The organism is Microbacterium pullorum (genome assembly GCF_014836535.1).
Taxonomy (GTDB): domain Bacteria; phylum Actinomycetota; class Actinomycetes; order Actinomycetales; family Microbacteriaceae; genus Microbacterium; species Microbacterium pullorum.
This window is the reverse complement of record NZ_JACSQP010000001.1, coordinates 37,074-53,713: the sequence shown is the minus strand read 5'-3', so window position 1 is coordinate 53,713 and position 16,640 is coordinate 37,074. Positions and strand designations below refer to the sequence as shown.

The 16,640-nt window shown below is 71.4% G+C and carries 16 protein-coding genes; 3 read left to right on the top strand and 13 right to left on the bottom strand.

The window, feature by feature from the left end:
- Positions 1 to 38 precede the first annotated feature (38 nt).
- Positions 39 to 2,117, top strand: a complete 2,079-nt coding sequence (locus H9651_RS00255) for an NAD(+) synthase (RefSeq protein WP_191717102.1) — start codon at positions 39 to 41, stop codon at positions 2,115 to 2,117.
- 16 nt (positions 2,118 to 2,133) lie between these two features.
- Here H9651_RS00255 and H9651_RS00250 read toward each other — a convergent pair whose 3' ends face one another.
- The 5 genes from H9651_RS00250 to H9651_RS00235 all read right to left on the bottom strand — a co-directional run bounded on the left by H9651_RS00250 (position 2,134) and on the right by H9651_RS00235 (position 7,267).
- On the bottom strand, positions 2,134 to 2,712 hold the full coding sequence (locus H9651_RS00250) for a hypothetical protein (RefSeq protein WP_191717101.1): 579 nt from the start codon (positions 2,710 to 2,712) through the stop codon (positions 2,134 to 2,136).
- A 100-nt stretch (positions 2,713 to 2,812) separates the two neighbouring features.
- Complete coding sequence (locus H9651_RS14840; protein ID WP_263598627.1) at positions 2,813 to 2,941, bottom strand: hypothetical protein; 129 nt, start codon at positions 2,939 to 2,941, stop codon at positions 2,813 to 2,815.
- Positions 2,942 to 2,945: 4 nt separating this feature from the next.
- A complete protein-coding gene (locus H9651_RS00245) occupies positions 2,946 to 3,125 on the bottom strand; it encodes a hypothetical protein (protein ID WP_191717100.1) in 180 nt (59 codons plus the stop codon).
- 9 nt (positions 3,126 to 3,134) lie between these two features.
- Positions 3,135 to 6,122 carry an AAA family ATPase gene (locus H9651_RS00240; RefSeq protein ID WP_191717099.1) on the bottom strand — a complete coding sequence of 996 codons (2,988 nt, stop codon included), beginning with the start codon at positions 6,120 to 6,122 and terminating at the stop codon, positions 3,135 to 3,137.
- Positions 6,119 to 7,267, bottom strand: coding sequence for an exonuclease SbcCD subunit D (locus H9651_RS00235; protein WP_191717098.1), 1,149 nt, complete (start codon positions 7,265 to 7,267; stop codon positions 6,119 to 6,121). The genes H9651_RS00240 and H9651_RS00235 overlap by 4 nt, the downstream gene beginning before the upstream one ends.
- A 140-nt stretch (positions 7,268 to 7,407) precedes the next feature.
- Here H9651_RS00235 and H9651_RS00230 point away from each other — a divergent pair, with 140 nt between their 5' ends.
- The gene (locus H9651_RS00230) at positions 7,408 to 8,685 is read left to right on the top strand and encodes an MFS transporter (protein ID WP_191717521.1); all 1,278 of its coding nucleotides are present in this window, start codon (positions 7,408 to 7,410) and stop codon (positions 8,683 to 8,685) included.
- Here the strand turns inward: H9651_RS00230 and H9651_RS00225 are convergent.
- A complete protein-coding gene (locus H9651_RS00225; RefSeq protein WP_191717097.1) occupies positions 8,664 to 8,948 on the bottom strand; it encodes a DUF2277 domain-containing protein in 285 nt (94 codons plus the stop codon). The genes H9651_RS00230 and H9651_RS00225 overlap by 22 nt on opposite strands.
- 106 nt (positions 8,949 to 9,054) lie before the next feature.
- On the opposite strand from H9651_RS00225, the gene H9651_RS00220 reads away from it, so the two are divergent.
- Positions 9,055 to 9,834, top strand: a complete 780-nt coding sequence (locus H9651_RS00220) for an alpha/beta fold hydrolase (protein WP_191717520.1) — start codon at positions 9,055 to 9,057, stop codon at positions 9,832 to 9,834.
- Here the strand turns inward: H9651_RS00220 and H9651_RS14575 are convergent.
- From H9651_RS14575 to H9651_RS00185, 7 genes are all read right to left on the bottom strand, one after another.
- Positions 9,816 to 10,379, bottom strand: a complete 564-nt coding sequence (locus H9651_RS14575; protein WP_225216204.1) for a hypothetical protein — start codon at positions 10,377 to 10,379, stop codon at positions 9,816 to 9,818. The two genes, H9651_RS00220 and H9651_RS14575, sit on opposite strands and share 19 nt — an antisense overlap.
- Positions 10,376 to 10,591, bottom strand: a complete 216-nt coding sequence (locus tag H9651_RS00210; protein WP_191717096.1) for a hypothetical protein — start codon at positions 10,589 to 10,591, stop codon at positions 10,376 to 10,378. The genes H9651_RS14575 and H9651_RS00210 overlap by 4 nt, the downstream gene beginning before the upstream one ends.
- Before the next feature lie 112 nt (positions 10,592 to 10,703).
- The gene (locus tag H9651_RS00205; protein ID WP_191717095.1) at positions 10,704 to 11,003 is read right to left on the bottom strand and encodes a GNAT family N-acetyltransferase; all 300 of its coding nucleotides are present in this window, start codon (positions 11,001 to 11,003) and stop codon (positions 10,704 to 10,706) included.
- A 9-nt stretch (positions 11,004 to 11,012) separates the two neighbouring features.
- Complete coding sequence (locus tag H9651_RS00200) at positions 11,013 to 12,494, bottom strand: glycoside hydrolase family 1 protein (protein ID WP_191717094.1); 1,482 nt, start codon at positions 12,492 to 12,494, stop codon at positions 11,013 to 11,015.
- Positions 12,491 to 14,728 carry an alpha-xylosidase gene (gene yicI / locus H9651_RS00195; RefSeq protein ID WP_191717093.1) on the bottom strand — a complete coding sequence of 746 codons (2,238 nt, stop codon included), beginning with the start codon at positions 14,726 to 14,728 and terminating at the stop codon, positions 12,491 to 12,493. Before yicI ends, H9651_RS00200 begins: the two co-directional genes overlap by 4 nt.
- Positions 14,728 to 15,654: a carbohydrate ABC transporter permease gene (locus tag H9651_RS00190; protein ID WP_404802974.1), complete on the bottom strand. Its 927-nt coding sequence runs from the start codon at positions 15,652 to 15,654 to the stop codon at positions 14,728 to 14,730. Before H9651_RS00190 ends, yicI begins: the two co-directional genes overlap by 1 nt.
- A complete protein-coding gene (locus H9651_RS00185) occupies positions 15,654 to 16,637 on the bottom strand; it encodes a carbohydrate ABC transporter permease (RefSeq protein ID WP_191717092.1) in 984 nt (327 codons plus the stop codon). Before H9651_RS00185 ends, H9651_RS00190 begins: the two co-directional genes overlap by 1 nt.
- Positions 16,638 to 16,640 lie beyond the last annotated feature (3 nt).

Here is a 16,640-nt window from a genome sequence, read left to right as displayed (position 1 = left end):
ACCCTAGCCGCGGGGTCCGACAGTGCCAGACTGGACGGATGAGCCTCCCCTTCGAGAGCGTCTACCGGCACGGCTTCGCGCGCATCGCCGCGTGCACCATCCCGATGGCGGTCGCCGACCCGGCCACGAACGCCGAGTCGGTGCTGGAGTCGTGGCGGGAATGCCACGACGACGCGGTCGCCGTCGCGGTGTTCCCCGAACTCTGCCTCACCGGCTACGCCATCGAGGACCTGGTGATGCAGGACGCCGTGCTGGATGCCGTCGAGCGCGCGGTCGAGCGGCTCGTCGCGGCATCCGTCGACCTCTTCCCCGTGCTCGTGGTGGGCGCACCGCTGCGCCACGGCAACCGCCTGTACAACTGCGCGGTCGTCATCCACCGCGGCGAGCTGGTCGGGGTGGCGCCGAAGTCGTACATCCCCACCTACCGCGAGTTCTACGAGCGCCGCTGGTACGCCGCCGGCACACCCTGGACGGGCGAGTCGATCCGCGTCGGTGCCCACGAGGCCGTCTTCGGCAACAACCTGCTGTTCGACGTGCGCGACGTGCCCGGGCTCGTGCTGCACGCCGAGGTGTGCGAGGACATGTGGGTTCCGGTGCCGCCGTCGTCGCGTGCCGCCCTGGCCGGCGCCACCGTGCTAGCCAACCTCTCCGGCAGCCCCATCACCATCGCCCGCGCCGAAGACCGCAAGACACTGTGCCAGTCGCAGTCGCTGCGCTGCCTCGCCGCCTACGCGTATGCCGCCGCCGGCATGGGCGAATCGACGAACGATGTCTCCTGGGACGGGCAGACGATGATCTACGAGGGCGGCACGCTGCTGGCCGAGACCGAGCGGTTCCCTGACGGCCCCCGCCGCAGCGTCGTCGACGTCGATCTCGATCGCCTCCGGCAGGACCGCATCCGCCAGGGCACGTTCGAGGACAACCGTCTCGCCGAAGGCCGCGACTTCTTCACCGTCGAGCTGTTCCTTGACCCGCCGGCGACCGATGTGGGGCTGCGCCGAGTGCTCGACCGGTTCCCCTTCGTCCCCGACGACCCGGCCCGCCTCGACCAGGACTGCTACGAGGCGTTCAGCATCCAGGTGTCGGGCCTCGAGCAGCGCCTGCGCGCGATCGGCGGGCCGCGCCCCGTCATCGGCGTGAGCGGCGGGCTCGATTCCACGCACGCGCTGCTGGTGGTCGCGCGGGCGATGGACCGCATGGGCCGGCCGCGCAGCGACATCCTCGCGTACACGATGCCCGGCTTCGCCACGAGCGAGCACACCAAGTCCAACGCGATCGCGCTGGCCGAGGCGATCGGCGCCAGCATCCAGACGATCGACATCCGCCCCGCCGCGAATGAGCTGCTGAAGGGCATCGGGCACCCCTACGCGTCGGGCGAGCCGGTGTACGACGTGACCTTCGAGAACGTGCAGGCGGGGGTGCGCACCGACTTCCTCTTCCGCATCGCGAATCGCGAGAACGGCATCGTCATCGGCACGTCCGACCTGTCGGAGCTCGCACTCGGCTGGGCGACCTACGGCGTGGGCGACCACATGAGCCACTACGCGGTCAACGCCGGCGTGCCCAAGACCCTGATCCAGCACATCATCCGCTGGGTGATCGCCCACCGGCCCGGCAGCGGCGGCGCGGCCGACGACGCCGCGACCCGACTGTCGGACGACGCGGTGGCGGTGCTGCGCTCCGTACTCGACACCGAGATCAGCCCCGAGCTCGTGCCCGCCGGCGAAGACGGCAAGGTGCAGTCCACGCAGGACACCATCGGACCCTACGCGCTGCACGACTTCACGCTGTTCCACGTGTTGCGCTACGGGTTGCGCCCATCGAAGATCGCGTTCCTCGCCGAGCACGCGTGGGCCGATCCGGATGCCGGCTCCTGGCCTCCCGGCTTCCCCGACGACGAGCGCTACGCCTACGACCGCGAGACGATCGTGCGCTGGCTGCGGGTGTTCCTGCAACGGTACTTCGGCTTCGCTCAGTTCAAGCGCTCGGCGATCCCCAACGGACCCAAGGTCACCGCCGCCGGGTCGCTGTCGCCTCGCGGCGACTGGCGGGCCCCCAGCGACGGCAACCCCCGCGCCTGGCTCGCAGAGCTCGACGCGGCGCTGCCGCCGGCGTAGCCGGGCGCGGGGCGGGTCAGACCGAGAGCGACCCGTAGGCCATCGTGATGATCCAGCCCTCACGCGACAGGTCGGCGAGGTGGTACCCGGACTTGCGGTCGGGCAGCCATCCCTTGCGGCCGGTGGGATCCAGCCGCACGTGGTCGGCGGCGACACGCACGCCGCGGCCGTCGGCCTCGAGCACGGCCTGCACCTTCGCCCAGTGATCCACGAGCGCGGGGATGTTGCTCTCGTCCAGCAGATGCGAGTGCTTCTGCATCATGTGGATGTCGGCCGCGTCGGGGTGCATGTCGCGCACATCGATGCCGAGCGGCATGGAGGGGGCGGCGACGGCGACCACGGTCGCGGCGCGGAAGCTGGCCGTCTTCACGGCGTAGGGCAGGTCGACGCCGTCGCGGGAGGCGATGAGCCGCGTGTGGTAGCCGTAGCCGCGCGGAGGTTCTCGCTCGATGCGGATCTCCTTCGGGTCGCAGCGCACGAGTCCTGCGATGATCTCGCGGGTGAGGATGCGGCGACGGTCGTGCACGCTGACGCTGGGGTTCCAGCCGAGTCGGGCGGTGATGCCATCGGGCGTGTCGAGCGGAATGGATTCCATGACGTACCTCTCCCCGGCGGGATGACCGCCGGTTGTCTCATCTTCGCCGAGAACACGAGCGGCGGCCACGCCACCCGCCCGTGGATAATCCCTCGACGCGTCAGCCGCCGCCGGCGATGATGCCGATGATGCCGGATGCCAGGAAGTAGACGCCGATGGCACCGACGACGAGCCAGATCAGAACGCGCGCTGGCGACGGCTTGTTGTGCTGCGGATCGGCGGAACTCATGCCGCTACGGCCGCGAGCCCGAGAAGACCGCGCGCAGTGCGAAGAAGACGATCACGGCGACGATGGCCACGATCGCGAGCTTGGCGACGAACCACAGCAGGCTGCCGAGCACGCTGACCAGGATCCACGCGATCACGATCGCAGCGATGACGCCCAGGACCGTCCACAGAGTGCTTGTATTCATGAGGCCAGCTTACGAGGCCGCGAGCACATCGTCCTGCCGGATCAGGCTGGGCCCGCGCGGCGTCGCTTCGACGAGTAGCTGTGCGGGCAGCTGTTCCTTCATCGCCTCGACGTGGCTGATGACACCCACGGTGCGGCCGCCGGCGCGCAGCTCGTCGAGGGTGCGCATGGCGAGTTCGAGGGTGTCGGCGTCGAGCGAGCCGAACCCTTCGTCGATGAACAAGGTGTCCAGCCGCATGCCGCCCGCCCGTGCGGTGACGACCTCGGCGAGCCCGAGGGCGAGCGCCAGCGAAGCGAGGAACGTCTCGCCGCCCGAAAGCGACTGCGGCGGCCGCAGCTGGCCGGTGTGGGCGTCGAGCACGTCGATGCCGAGACCGGATGCCGCGCCCCGTGCGGCCCGGGCGTCGGAGTGGTGCAGCGTGTATCGCCCGGCCGACATTTCCTCCAGCCGCACGTTGGCCGCCGCCACGATCTCCTCGAGTTCGGCCGCGAGCACGAACGTCTCCAGATCCATCTTCATGGTGTTCGGCGCGCGCCCGGCGACGGTGTCGGCCAGACGCCGCACGGCCTCGGCCGCCTCGGCGTGCTCGGCCACGGCCGCGTAGGCGTCGTCGGTCTGCATGACGAGGTCGCGCAGGCGCACCGCGGCGTTCTCGGCGTCGCGCTCCGCGGCGATCGCGACCGCGCGGGCCGCATCGGCAGCCGCCACGGCCGCGGACGACGCCTCGAGGTCCACCGGCTCGTCGGAAGTGCCCGCCAGCTCGAGCTCGAGTTCGAGCGTGCGCACGCGCGTGGCCTCGAGTGCCGCGTCGTGAGCCGCCACGCGCGCGGCGAGGTCGCGCACGACGGCGGCGTCGCGCAGCGCGGCGGTCGCCTCGGCGGCATCGGCGAAGTCGGATGCCGCGAGGCGCTCGTCGAGCTCTGCCGTCGCCGCTGCGAGGTCGGCGTCGGCGCGGGCGAGCCCGGCGCGGGCGGCGAGGGTCGAGTGGGCAGCCTCTCGCCGCACCGTCGCCTCGGCGACACGCTCGGCCACCGTGGCGTAGTCGCCCCGCGCGGCCGCGACGGTGGAGCGGATGCCGATGAGCGTCGCCTCCAGCGCGGCGACAGATTCGCGCGCTGCGGCGAGCTGCGCGGCCAGGTCGTCGCGGGCGCGCTGCGAGGCGGCATCGAGTTCTTCGAGCTCACGGCGCTGGGTGGTGAGGAGGTCGTGCTCTCGCACGGCGGCCTCGGCGGCGGCGAGGGTGTCGTCGGCGGTTGCGAGCGCGGCCTCGAGCGCGTCGAGCGCCTCGCCGCCCGCGCGGGCGGCCGCGGCGGCGTGGCGGTCATGCGCAGTGCGCGCCGCCTCGGCGGCCGTACGGTCGGCGGCCAGCGCCGCGTCTCTGGCGGCTTCGGCTGCGGCGAGCATCTCGTCGGTCACCGGCTCGTCGCCGCGGGCGGCGGGGTGCGGGTGGGCTGTCGAGCCGCACACGGCGCAGGGATCACCGTCGACGAGCGCCGCGGCGAGGTCGCCGGCGTACCCGTCGAGCCGGCGCCGCAGCAGCGCGGTGACCGCTGCCGCGGCGGCATCGGCAGCCGCCGACGCGTCGAGGCGGGTGGCGTCGGCCTCGCGGAGCGCGCGGGCCAGCGTCTCGGTCTCGCGGGCAGCGACGACCCGCGCGGCGACGGCGTCGCGGTGCGTCCGCGCCGTCTCGAGCGTCGTCGCCTGCGCCCGCGCCGCGGCGAGCAGGTCGGTGAGGCGGGTGAGTTCGGCGGGGATCTGTGCGCGCTGTGCGTCGAGGGTCTGCAGCTCAAGCTCGAGCGCGGCGATGCTCTCGACGGCCGCGGCCATCTCGGCCTCGCGGGCGGCGAGCCCGGCCTCATGTTCGGCTGCGGCCGACCACACCGCGAGGTCGCCGGTGAGCTGCTCGACGAAGCGGGCGAGATCGGTGTCGGGGTCGGGTGCGACCTGCCCCCACACGCGCTCCGCGGTGGCGGCGTCGGCGGCGGCCGCAGTCACGGCGTGCGCCGTGCGGGTGGCCGCGTCGAGCACCGAGCGCAGGGCTTCGGCGGCGCGGGCGCGCTCGAGTTCACGCCGCGCCTCGGCGATCGATTCAGTATCGGCTTCGAGAGCCGTCAGGCGGGCGCGGGCCTGCGCGAGGTCGGCGTGCGCCTTGGCCAGCGCCGTCCGTTCGGCGTGGGCCGTCGTCGCCGCGGCGAAGGCGGCATCGGCATCGGACCGCTCGCGCACGAGCGTGTCGAGTCGGTAGTCGGCGCGCTGCACCGCGATCTCGGCGGCCTGACGGCGCCCGGCGAGGTCGTCGGGCGTCGGGCCGTCGCCGGCGAGGGCGTGCTCGGTGATGAGCCGCTCGGCCTGGTCGAGCAGCGTACGGGCGTGTTCGCCGAGGGTCGCGAGCCGGGCCTGCGCCGCCTTGCTGCGCTCGCCCAGGGCCCGCACGTACTCCTCGTAGCGCCGTGTGCCGAAGAGCGTCCGCAGCAGCGGCTGGCGGTCGGCGCCGGAGGCGAGGAGGAAGCGGGAGAACTTGTTCTGCGCGAGCAGGATGACCTGCTGGAACTGCTGCGCATTGAGCCCGAGGATCTCATCCAGCGCGAGCCCGACCTCGCGGGGCTTCGCGGCGCGCCCGATCCACACGCCGTCGACCAGCTCGTCGAGTTCGGCGCGCGTCGGCTCGGTGGTGAGGCCCCCGCCTCGACGGGCGGGCCGCTGGTACTCCGGCGCGCGCGTCACCCGCCACCGGCGGTCGCCGACGGTGAACTCCAGTCGCACCTCGGTGGGGTCCTCGGGAGCGCAGTGGTCGCTGCGCAGGCGCTTGTCGCCGCTGTCGTAGCGGGGCACGCTGCCGTAGAGCGCGAAGCTCACCCCGTCGAGGATGCTCGACTTGCCGGCACCGGTGCGGCCGGAGATGAGGAAGATGCCGTCGCGCTCGAACGCGTCGAAATCGACCGTCTGAGTGGCCAGGAACGGGCCGAACCCGGTGAGGTCGAGCCTGTGCAGCTTCATCTGGCCGCCTCGGCGAGCGTCTGCGCGTCGAGGACGTCGTCGATGAGGGCGGCCTCGCGCACGTTCGCCCCGTCGCCCTCGCGCACGTGGCGCAGGAACGCGTCGAGCAGCTCGCGGTCGCTGCGCGCGGACCGCACCCGCCGCGCGTAGCTGAGGCCGTCGTCGCGGGTCTTCTCGGCGGGCTTGTGGGCCACGCACGCGCAGTGCGGGAACCGCTCCTGCAAGCGGCGCATCGGATCGCGCTGCGGCAGCGTGTCGGTGTACTCCACCGACACCCAGTCGCCTTCGTGCCCCGCGTACGCCTCGTCGGTGAGCAAATCGTCCAGCGGTGCGACCAGCGTGACGAGGCGGCGCGGCACCGGCAGCTCGAGCCACGTGACATCGGCGAGGCCCGTGGCATCGAGCTCGACCAGCCACGACCCGCGCGGCTTGTCGCCCTCACCGAAGCTGTAGTGCAGCGGCGCGCCGGCGTAACGCACCCGCTCCGACAGCCGCTGCCGCCCGTGGATGTGGCCGAGCGCCATGTAGTCGACGCCGTCGAAGGTCGACAGCGGCACGACGTCGAGGCCGCCCTGCTGGATGTCGCGCTCGAGGTGCGGGGTGGGTTCCACGCCCGCGGCGAAGCAGTGCGCCACCGCGACCGAGCGCCCGCCACGGGTCGCGAGGTCGTCGCGCACGAGCTGCATGGCCCGCCCGAGCACCTCGGCCTGCGTGCGCACCCCGGGCCAGACGTGCCGCAGCAGCGCCGGTTCGAGGAACGGGATGCCGTAGATGTGCACGGGCCCGTCGGCGTCGCTCACCGTGAGGGGTGTTCCCACCGTCTGCGGGTCGGTCACGACATGGATGCCGGGGCGCAGGAGGGTCGATTGGAACCCCAGCCGGGCGGCGGAGTCGTGGTTGCCGCTGGTGACCACCACCTGCGCACCGGCGTCGGCGATGGCAGCGAGCGTGTCGGTGAGCAGCGCGTAGCAGCCGGCGGCGGGGGTGGCGGAGTCGAACACGTCGCCCGCGACGATCACGACGTCGACGTCGTGCTCGCGCACCTGCGCCACGAGCGCCCGCAGCACACCGCCGAGCGCATCGAGCGTGGAATGACCGTGGAAGGTCCGCCCGATGTGCCAGTCGGAGGTGTGCAGAATGCGCATGTTTCCACGGTAATCGGGGCCACCGACATCGCCGCGCAGGATCGCCCGCGTAGGCTGGGTGCGCCGTGACCACCGCCCTCCCCGCCTCCTCGCCCTCGTGGCGCAGCTGGACGGTGTGGAGCGTCGGAGTCGTGGCGTACATGCTCTCGGTGATGAACCGCACGTCACTGGCCTCGGTCGGGGTGGATGCCGCGCACCGCTTCGACATCGACGCGTCGACGCTGTCGATGTTCGCCGTCATCCAGCTGGGTGTGTACGGCGCCATGCAGTTGCCGATCGGCCTCATGCTCGACCGCTGGGGCGCGCGTCCGCTCATCACGGCGGGCATGGCGCTCATGGCCGTGGGGCAGCTCGTGATGGCGCTCTCCCCCGACGTGGGCGTCGCGATCGCCGCCCGCATGCTGCTGGGTGCGGGCGACGCCGCGGTGTTCCCGAGCGTGCTGCGCCTGATCGCCACCTGGTTCCCCGCGCAGCGCGGACCCGTGATGGTGCAGCTCACCGGCATCCTCGGTCAGCTCGGTCAGATCGCCGCCGTCGTGCCGCTGGCGGCACTGCTGCACGCCACGAGCTGGTCTGTCGCCTTCGGCAGCCTCGCGGGCCTGTGCGTACTGTTCACGGTGCTCGTGTTCGCCCTCATCCGCAACCGACCGCCGGAGCGCGACGTCGACGTCACCGTCGACACCGACACCGGCGCCATCCGCGTCGTCACCTCGGCGGTCGACACCCGCGTCGGCATCCGTGCCGCCTGGTCGCACCCGGGCACCCGCCTGGCGTTCTGGTCGCACTTCACGACCCCGTTCGCCGGCTCGGCGTTCGTGATGCTCTGGGGCTTCCCCTTCCTCACCGCCGGCGAAGGGCTCACCCCGGGCGAGGCCGCGCTCGTGACGACCGTGTACGTGCTCGCGGGCATCTGCATCGGGCCGGTCATGGGAGCGTTGTCGACGCGGGTGCCGCACGTGCGCTCACGGGCACTCGTGCTGCCGTCGATCGCGGTGCAGGCCGTGGCATGGCTCATCGTCATCGCGCACCCCGGCCCCGCCCCGCTGTGGATGCTGCTCGGCCTCGCGATCGCGCTGGCGATGGGCGGACCCGCCTCGATGATCGCGTTCGACCACGCCCGCACGCACAACCCCTCGCACCGCCTCAGCACGGCCACCGGCATCACCAACGCCGGCGGCTTCCTCGCCGGGCTCATCGCGATCTTCCTGATCGGGGTGGCGCTGGACATCCAGGGAGCGGGCACTCCGGAGACCTACACGCTCGACGCGTTCCGGCTCGCCTTCCTCACGCAGGTGCCGCTGTGGGTGATCGGGAGCATCTTCATCGTCGTGGAGCGCAAGCGCACCCGCATCCACATCGGGCTCGACACTCCGCGCCGACCGCGCGGTCCGCGCCGTCAGGCGACGCGCGGCGCGTAGCGGCCCGACTTCTCCGCCCGAGCGCGTGCCTTGGCGGCCTCCTCCTCGCGGTTCTTCGGCGGCGCGACGGCGACGAGGTCGGCCAGCAGATGCCGCGTCGCGTGCTCGATCTCGTCGACGGCCCGGTCGAACGCCTCGGCGTTGGCCTTCGAGGGCTTGGTCGTGCCCGAGATCTTGCGCACGTACTGCAGCGCCGCCGCGCGCACTTCGTCGTCGGTGGCGGCGGGCTCGAAGTTGTGAAGGGTGTGGATGTTGCGGCACATGCGGTCACCGTACGCTCCGGATGCCGCACCGGCCACCCCCACCCGCCGAGGCACCCCGCGTCCTGTGTCCGCTCAGGATGCCGCGCCGGTGAGCCCGTACTGTCGAATGGTGAGCGAGCCCGAACCGATGACGAACGACGCCGACATCGTCGTCTTCCGCCATGACGGGGCGGAGCTCGTCGTCGAGGCGACCGGGTCGGGGCCGCGCACGTTCCTGCTGGTGCACGGCATCGGCATGGGCCGCCGGGTGTTCGCCGACCTCGTGCAGCACCTCGCGCCGCACGGACGGGTGCTGGCGGTGGACCTCCCCGGTTACGGCGCCGCCGCCGAGCCGCCGCGCGTGCCCTCGATCGAGCGGCTCGCCGATCTCGTCGCGGCCTATCTGCATGCGGACGATCGCACCGCCGGCGAGACGGTCGCGATCGGGCACTCCATGGGCACCCAGGTGGTCGCGGAACTCGCGGCGCGGCATCCGGGGCAGGTGGACCGCATCGTGCTGGTCGCCCCCACCGTCGACCCCGCCGCCCGCGGCGCGCTGCCGCAGCTCGGCCGACTGGCGCTGGACCTCGTCGTGGAGAGCCCCAAAGTGCTCGTGCTCGGTGCCCGCGAGTACGTGCGCGCCGGGCCGCACCTGCGACGCAAGACCCGGGCGATGCTCACGCACCGCCCGGAGCTCACGTATCCGCGCGTCGCCGCTCCGGCACTGGTCATCCGCGGATCCAAGGACATCGTGTGCCCGCGGGCCTGGTGCCGCCGGGCGGCCACGGCGCTGGGCGCCCGACTGGTCGAGATCCCCGGGCACGGCCACGAGACGATGATCCGCGACGCGGCGCCCGCCGCGCACGCGATCATCGCCCACGCGGGGATTCAGCCGGTCGACACCTGACGCGCCAGCTCCGACACCTCGTCATCGGGCAGCTGGATGCCGGCCTGCTCGAGCCGCTGGTGCAGCACCTCGACGATGCGATCGTGGGGCTCGGTGCCGACGTCGTTACGGGTCTGCGCGACGATGCCCGAGACCTTGTCGACCTGGGACGCGTTGTTCTGCGCCATCGCCGGGAGCCGCTGCTCCTGATCCGCCGACAGGTCGCGCTGCGACTCGCCCGCAGTCAGGGTGTCGCGGCCCTCGTCCTGCCCGTGGTGGTCGGCGGCGCTCGCGTCGCCGTCGATGACGCCGATGCCCACCGCCTCATGAGTCGGCTCTGCGGCGGGCGCGGCGGAACCGTCGACCGGCGCCGCCTCGTGCCCGGCGACGCGTCCCTGCGTTTCGGCGGCGACCGCCGCCGCACCCTCCGGGCCGACGACCGGGTTGGCCGGGTCGCGATCGGCGGGGCTCGCCGCCGCCGTGCGCTGCATCGCGTCGGCGTCGGCGCCGCCCTGATCGGGGTGGTTCCCCCCGGGGTTGTCGAACTCGTTCTCGCGCTCGGTCATGATTCCTCCACTCCCAGGTCGGGGTCGGCACCACGGGACGGTTCGGGCGATTCGACATCGCCCACGTCCACGGGTGCACCGCTCAGGTCGGGCGACCCGACGGCGTCGGCGTTGCGCTCACCCGATTCCACATCGTCGATGCCCTCCCAGCCACCGGGCGGGTCGGCGTTGATCACTCCGTCGGGCAGTCCCTGATCCGAATTGTCGGTCATGGTGCGCTCCTCTCGTCTGCACCCCACTCTCGCCCGGCCGGGGCATGCGTCGCACGGGGTTGACGGATGGCCCGCCGCGGGCTTAGGCGTGCGGGTGACGGCAGTAAAGCGCTCAGGCAGAGCGGGGTTCGCGCAGGATGCCGCGGTGGCGCGGGTTGGCGGCGAACCAGTCGGCGACGTACCAGCAGGTGGGCACGACGTCCCGGTCGCCGCGCGCTTCGAGCGCGGCCACGGCGTGCGCGACGAGTCGCCCGGCGTAGCCGTGCCCGCGGAAGGTGGGCACGGTGTAGGCGCGCGTCATCGCGACGGTGCGACCGTCGTCGCGATAGTCCAGCACGCTCACCAGTTCATCGCCGCGGAGCATCGCCCATCGGGAGGCGTCGGTCTGATCCTCGAACCGGAATTCGGTCATGCCGCCAGGCTACGCCCGGCCGGGGGCCTCCCAGGCCGGAAGCACGCCGGTTGTGGCCAACTGCGCGTACCAGCGCCCGCTGTCCTTGACGGTGCGCTCGAGGGTGTCGAAGTCGACCCGCACGATGCCGAACCGCTTGGCGTAGCCGTAGCCCCACTCGAAGTTGTCCAGCAGCGACCACACGAAGTAGCCGCGCAGGTCCACGCCCTGCGACAGCGCCCGGTGCGCGGCGGCGAAGTGGCGGCCGAGGTAGTCGCGACGCAGCGCGTCGGGAACGCTGCCGTCGGCGGCGACGGTGTCGTCGAAGGCGGCACCGTTCTCAGTGACCATGAGCGGCTGCGCGGGGAACTGGTCGCGCAGCGACAGCAGCAGTTCCTCGAGGCCCTCGGGGGCGATGTTCCATCCCATCGCGGTGTACGGCCCGGGCTGCTCGACGAACTCGACCGCCTGGTCGCTGCCGGGCCATGCCGTGCCGCCGCCGGCGGCCTTGTGACCGTCGTTCTGCTGCCGGGGCGAGTGGCCGTCCCACAGCCGAACGGTCGCGGTGGAGTAGTAGTTGACGCCGAGCACATCGATCGACTGGTGGATGGCGGTGAGGTCACCGTCGCGCACGAACGACCAGTCGGTGACGTCGGCGGTGTCGTCGAGCAGGTCGGCGGGGTACTCGCCGCGCAGCATCGGCCCGGTGAAGGCACGGTTGGCCAGCGCATCGATGCGGCGCATCGCCTCGCCGGCGCCGTCGCCCTGCCCGCGCAGCACATGGAAGTTGAGTGTGACCGAGTACTCCGGGTCGCCGGTGGACGTCGCCCGCAGCGCCTGCACGGCACGGCCGTGGGCGAGGTTGAGGTGGTGCACGGCGGCGAGCGCGGCGGCCGGTTCGTGCCGCCCCGGCGCATGACCGCCCTGCCCGTAGCCGAGGTAGGCGGAGCACCACGGTTCGTTCAGCGTCGTCCAGGTGTGCACGCGGTCACCGAGGGCTTCGCCCATGACGGCGGCATAGCGCTCGAAGGCATCCGCCGTCGCCCGCGCCGGCCAGCCACCGGCATCCTCCAGCGCCTGCGGGAGGTCCCAGTGATACAGCGTCGCGACGGGGCGGATGCCGCGCGCGAGCAGCCCGTCGATGAGCCGCGAGTAGAAGTCGATTCCGGCCCTGTTCACCTCGCCCGTGCCGGTGGGCATGATGCGCGGCCAGGCGATGGAGAACCGGTACGCGCCCAGCCCCAGGTCGGCCATGAGATCGAGGTCGGCCTCGACCCGGTGGTAGTGGTCGCAGGCGACGTCCCCGGTGTCGCCGTTCCAGACCTTGCCGGGCGTCTTGCTGAACGTGTCCCAGATCGACGGCCCCCGGCCGTCCTCGTCGAACGCGCCCTCCACCTGGTAGGCGGCGGTCGCGGAGCCGAAGGTGAAGCCCGCGGGGAAGACGAGGCCGGTGTCGCGGTAGTCGGGGCTCGGGGCGATCGGGGGTGTCGTCATCTGAGTCACGGGGTTCATCGTGTCACGTCGTCTCGGTCGGCGGTGAAGGTGGCGGAGCGGCCGTCGGGGGTCGTCACGAGCACCTCCGCCGTTCCGGTGCCACCCGGGAAGACGCGCAGGGTGAGCCCGTCGAGGTAGTCGTAGTCGGGTCGGTCCTCACGCGCACCCCAGGGCAGCACGGCACCGGGCCGGGCGTACAGCGGAATGCTGGTGAACCCGTGCGTCTCGCGCACCCAGCGCCCGCCCTCCACACTCTCGCCGGTGAACAGGCTCGTCCAGGTGCCGGCCGGCAGGTAGAACTCCACCTCACCGCTCTCGGTGAACACCGGCGCGACGAGCAGGTCGGGCCCGAGCATGTACTGGCGGTCGAGGTAAGCCGTCGCCGGGTCGTCGGGGAACTCCAGCACCATCGGCCGCATGAGCGGCACGCCGGTGCGTGCGGCTTCCACCCCCCGCTGGAACAGGTACGGCATGAGCCGCATCTTCAGCCGGGTGAACACGCGGGTCACCTCCACCGCCTCCTCGTCGAACGCCCACGGCACGCGGTAGGACTGCGAACCATGGAACCGGGAGTGCGAGCCGAGCAGGCCGAACGCCGTCCAGCGCTTGTACACACCGGCATCCGGCGTGCCCTCGAACCCGCCGATGTCGTGGCTCCAGTAGGCGAAGCCGCTGAGCGCGAGCGAGAGCCCACCGCGCAGCGTCTCGGCCATCGATGCGAAGGTCGAGGTGGAATCGCCGCCCCAGTGCACCGGCATGGTCTGGCCGCCCGCGGTCGCCGACCGGGCGAAGAGCACCGCGTCGCCCTCGCCCCGGGATGCCACGAGCACCTCGTGCACGGCGGCGTTGTACAGCTGGGTGTAGAGGTTGTGCATGCGCGAGGGGTCGGCGCCGTCGAACCACTCCACGTCGACGGGGATGCGCTCGCCGAAGTCGGTCTTGAAGCAGTCCACACCCTGGGCCATGAGGCGACGCAGGTGCCCCTGGTACCAGGCCGTGGCATCCGGGTTCGTGAAGTCCACGAGTCCCATGCCCGCCTGCCACAGGTCCCATTGCCACACCGATCCGTCCGGCCGGGTCACGAGATAGCCCTGGTCGGCGGCCTCACGGAACAGCGGCGAGCGCTGACCGATGTAGGGGTTGATCCAGACGCACACCCGCAGATCCTTGTCGTGCAGGCGGGCGAGCATGCCTTCGGGATCGGGGAACACCCGGGCATCCCATTCGAAGTCGCACCAGTTGAACTCGCGCATCCAGAAGCAGTCGAAGTGGAACACCGACACCGGCAGTTCGCGCCGCGCCATCTCGTCGATGAACGACGTGACCGTCTGCTCGTCGTAGTCGGTGGTGAAGCTCGTCGACAGCCACAGGCCGTACGACCACGCCGGCACGACGGGAGGCCGCCCGGTGAGCGCCGTGTAGCGGTCGAGCACGTCCTTGGGGGTCGGGCCCGCGAAGACGAAGTACTCCAGCACCTCGCCCGGCACCGAGAACTGCACGCGCTCGACGGTCTCGGACCCGATCTCGTACGAGACGTGGCCGGGGTCGTTCACCAGCACGCCGTAGCCGCGGCTGGAGAGATGGAACGGCACGTTCTTGTAGGCCTGCTCGCTGGAGGTGCCGCCGTCGGCGTTCCAGATGTCGACGGTCTGGCCGTTCTTCACCAGCGGCCCGAACCTCTCCCCGAGGCCGTAGACGAGCTCCCCCACGGCGAGGTCGAGCTGCTCGTGCACGAACGCGTCGGGGGTCGCCGCGGTTTCGGCGGCGCGCGCGTTGCCCACGATGCCCGGATCCACCTGGGCGCCCGCGGCCAGGCGCACGTAGCCCTGCGCCTTGTGACCGCTGCCGGTGAGCCGGCGACCCTCGGACTCGAACGACAGGCTCCACGGCGCACCGGGCGCGACCCGTGCCGTGAGCGAGCCGGTGCGCAGCACCCCGCCGTCGGCGTCGACCGATGCCGTTCCCGCCCCACCGGCGACCGCACCGGGCAGGTCGAACCCGCCGTGCCGGCGCCCGCCCTCATGGTGGGCGATGCGCACGCGCACGACCCCCTCCAGCGGGGAGGACAGCGTCACGGTGAGCACGGGCCGGTTCAGGGTGTCGCCGCGCTTGGTGATGACCGCGGTGGGCGCGGTGACAACGAGCCCCGGGCCGTCGGCCGTGGCATCGGTCTGCTCGATGTCGTACGCCTGCTGGGCGTACAGGGCGGTGACGCCGGGGCGCAGCTGCCAGAACCCGTCGGTGAACTTCATTACTTGACTGCTCCTGCCGTGATGCCCCGGGTGAGGGTGCGCTGGAAGATGAGGAAGAAGATGAGCGTGGGGATGAGACCCAGCAGTGCCGACGCGCTCGTCGTGGTGACGTCCATGAGCCGGTCGCCCTGGAGCATGCTGATCGCGACCGGAACGGTCTGGTTCTCGTTGGAGACGAGGAAGGTCAACGGGATCAGGAACTCGTTCCACGTCCAGATGAAGAAGAAGATGACCAGCACCGAGAGCGTCGGACGCGAGATCGGGAAGATCACGCGCCAGAGGATCTGCCAGCGACTGGCCCCGTCGATGGATGCCGCCTCCAGCACCTCCTTGGGGAACGTGCCGTACACCGACGCCAGCAAGTACGTGCCGAACGCGGCCTGGATCACCGTGAAGACGATGATCACCGACCAGACGTTGTTGTACAGCCCGACGGCTTTGAACATGTAGTACAGCGGGTAGAGCAGCGCCTCCTGCGGCAGCAGGTTGGCCAGCAGGAACAGCAGCACGATCCACGAGCGGCCCTTGACGCGGCCGATGCCGATCGCGAAGGCGTTGAGCACCGAGATGAGCACCGCGAGCAGAGCCACCATGCCGGAGATGAAGAACGAGTTCCAGACCTTCTCGGGGAAGTTCACCCGCTCCCAGAAGGCCGCGATGCCGTCGAAGTACAGCGCACTCGGCAGCTGCAGCGGGCCGCCGTTGGAGTAGTCGGCGGGAGACTTGAACGAGTTCACCAGGATCAGGTAGAACGGCGCGATGATCGCGATCGCGGCGATCACCGCGAACGCCAGCATCAGCCAGTCCACGCCGGTGCGCTTGCGCATGCCGCCGCGGGGGCGGACGGTGCGGCGGCCGCGCGCGGGCGGGGTCACGGTGCGCGGCGGGCGGGTGCCGGCCGGGGCGGTCGTGGTCGTGGCGGCCATCACAGTCCCGCCCTTTCTTTGCGCTCCGCGGCGTTCTGCGCGCGGATGAACAGCACCGACACGATCGCGATGACGATCGTCAGGGCCGTGGCGATGGTCGCGCCGTAGCCGACCTGCTGGGATTGGAAGAACTCCGTGTAGGCGTAGTACGCCGGGACGATCGTCGAGCTGCCGGGCCCACCGCGGGTGAGCACGTAGACGGGGCCGAACACCTTGAGCGCGGCGATCGTGCACGTGAGGGTGACGACGTAGATCTCGGGCCGGATGATCGCCACCGTGATGGCGCGGAACCGCTGGATCCAGTTGGCGCCGTCGAGTTCGGCCGCCTCGTACAGCTCGGGGTCGACCCGTTGCAGTGCCGCCATGAAGACGACGACCGGATAGCCGATCTGGATCCACACCAGTACGACCATGAGGCTCACCAGCGCCGTGTCGGGACTGCCGAGCCAGTTGTGGGTGAGCGCGCCGAGCCCGATGCTCTCCAGGATGGTGTTCAGCGCGCCGTCCTGCGGGCGAAGGATCCAGCCGATCACGATGCCGGCGATCGCGGCAGGCAGAATCTGCGGCAGGTAGTAGGTGGCGCGGAGGAAGCTTGCGACCTTGCCGCCGAATTTGCGTCCTACGAGGTCGAACAGCAGCGCAGCGAGGATGAGTCCGACGAGCGTCGGCACGACCACCATCGCCACGATCATCCACACGCTGTTGCCGAACGAGGTCCAGAACTTCGCGTCGCCGAACAGCCGGATCCAGTTGTCCAGTCCGATGAACTCGGGGGGTTTGATGCCGCGCCACTCGGTGAAGGTGAGGAAGATGTTCCACCCCAGCGGCACGATGACGATCACCGTCAGCAGGGTGAATCCGGGCAGCAGGTACAGCCAGTACGAGCCCGAGCCTCGGCGACCCCGTTGCGGGATCAGCGGCTCCTCCGGCGGAAGCGGGGTGCGCCTGGCCTTTGCGGGGCGCACGAAGGGAACGGCGGTCATGAG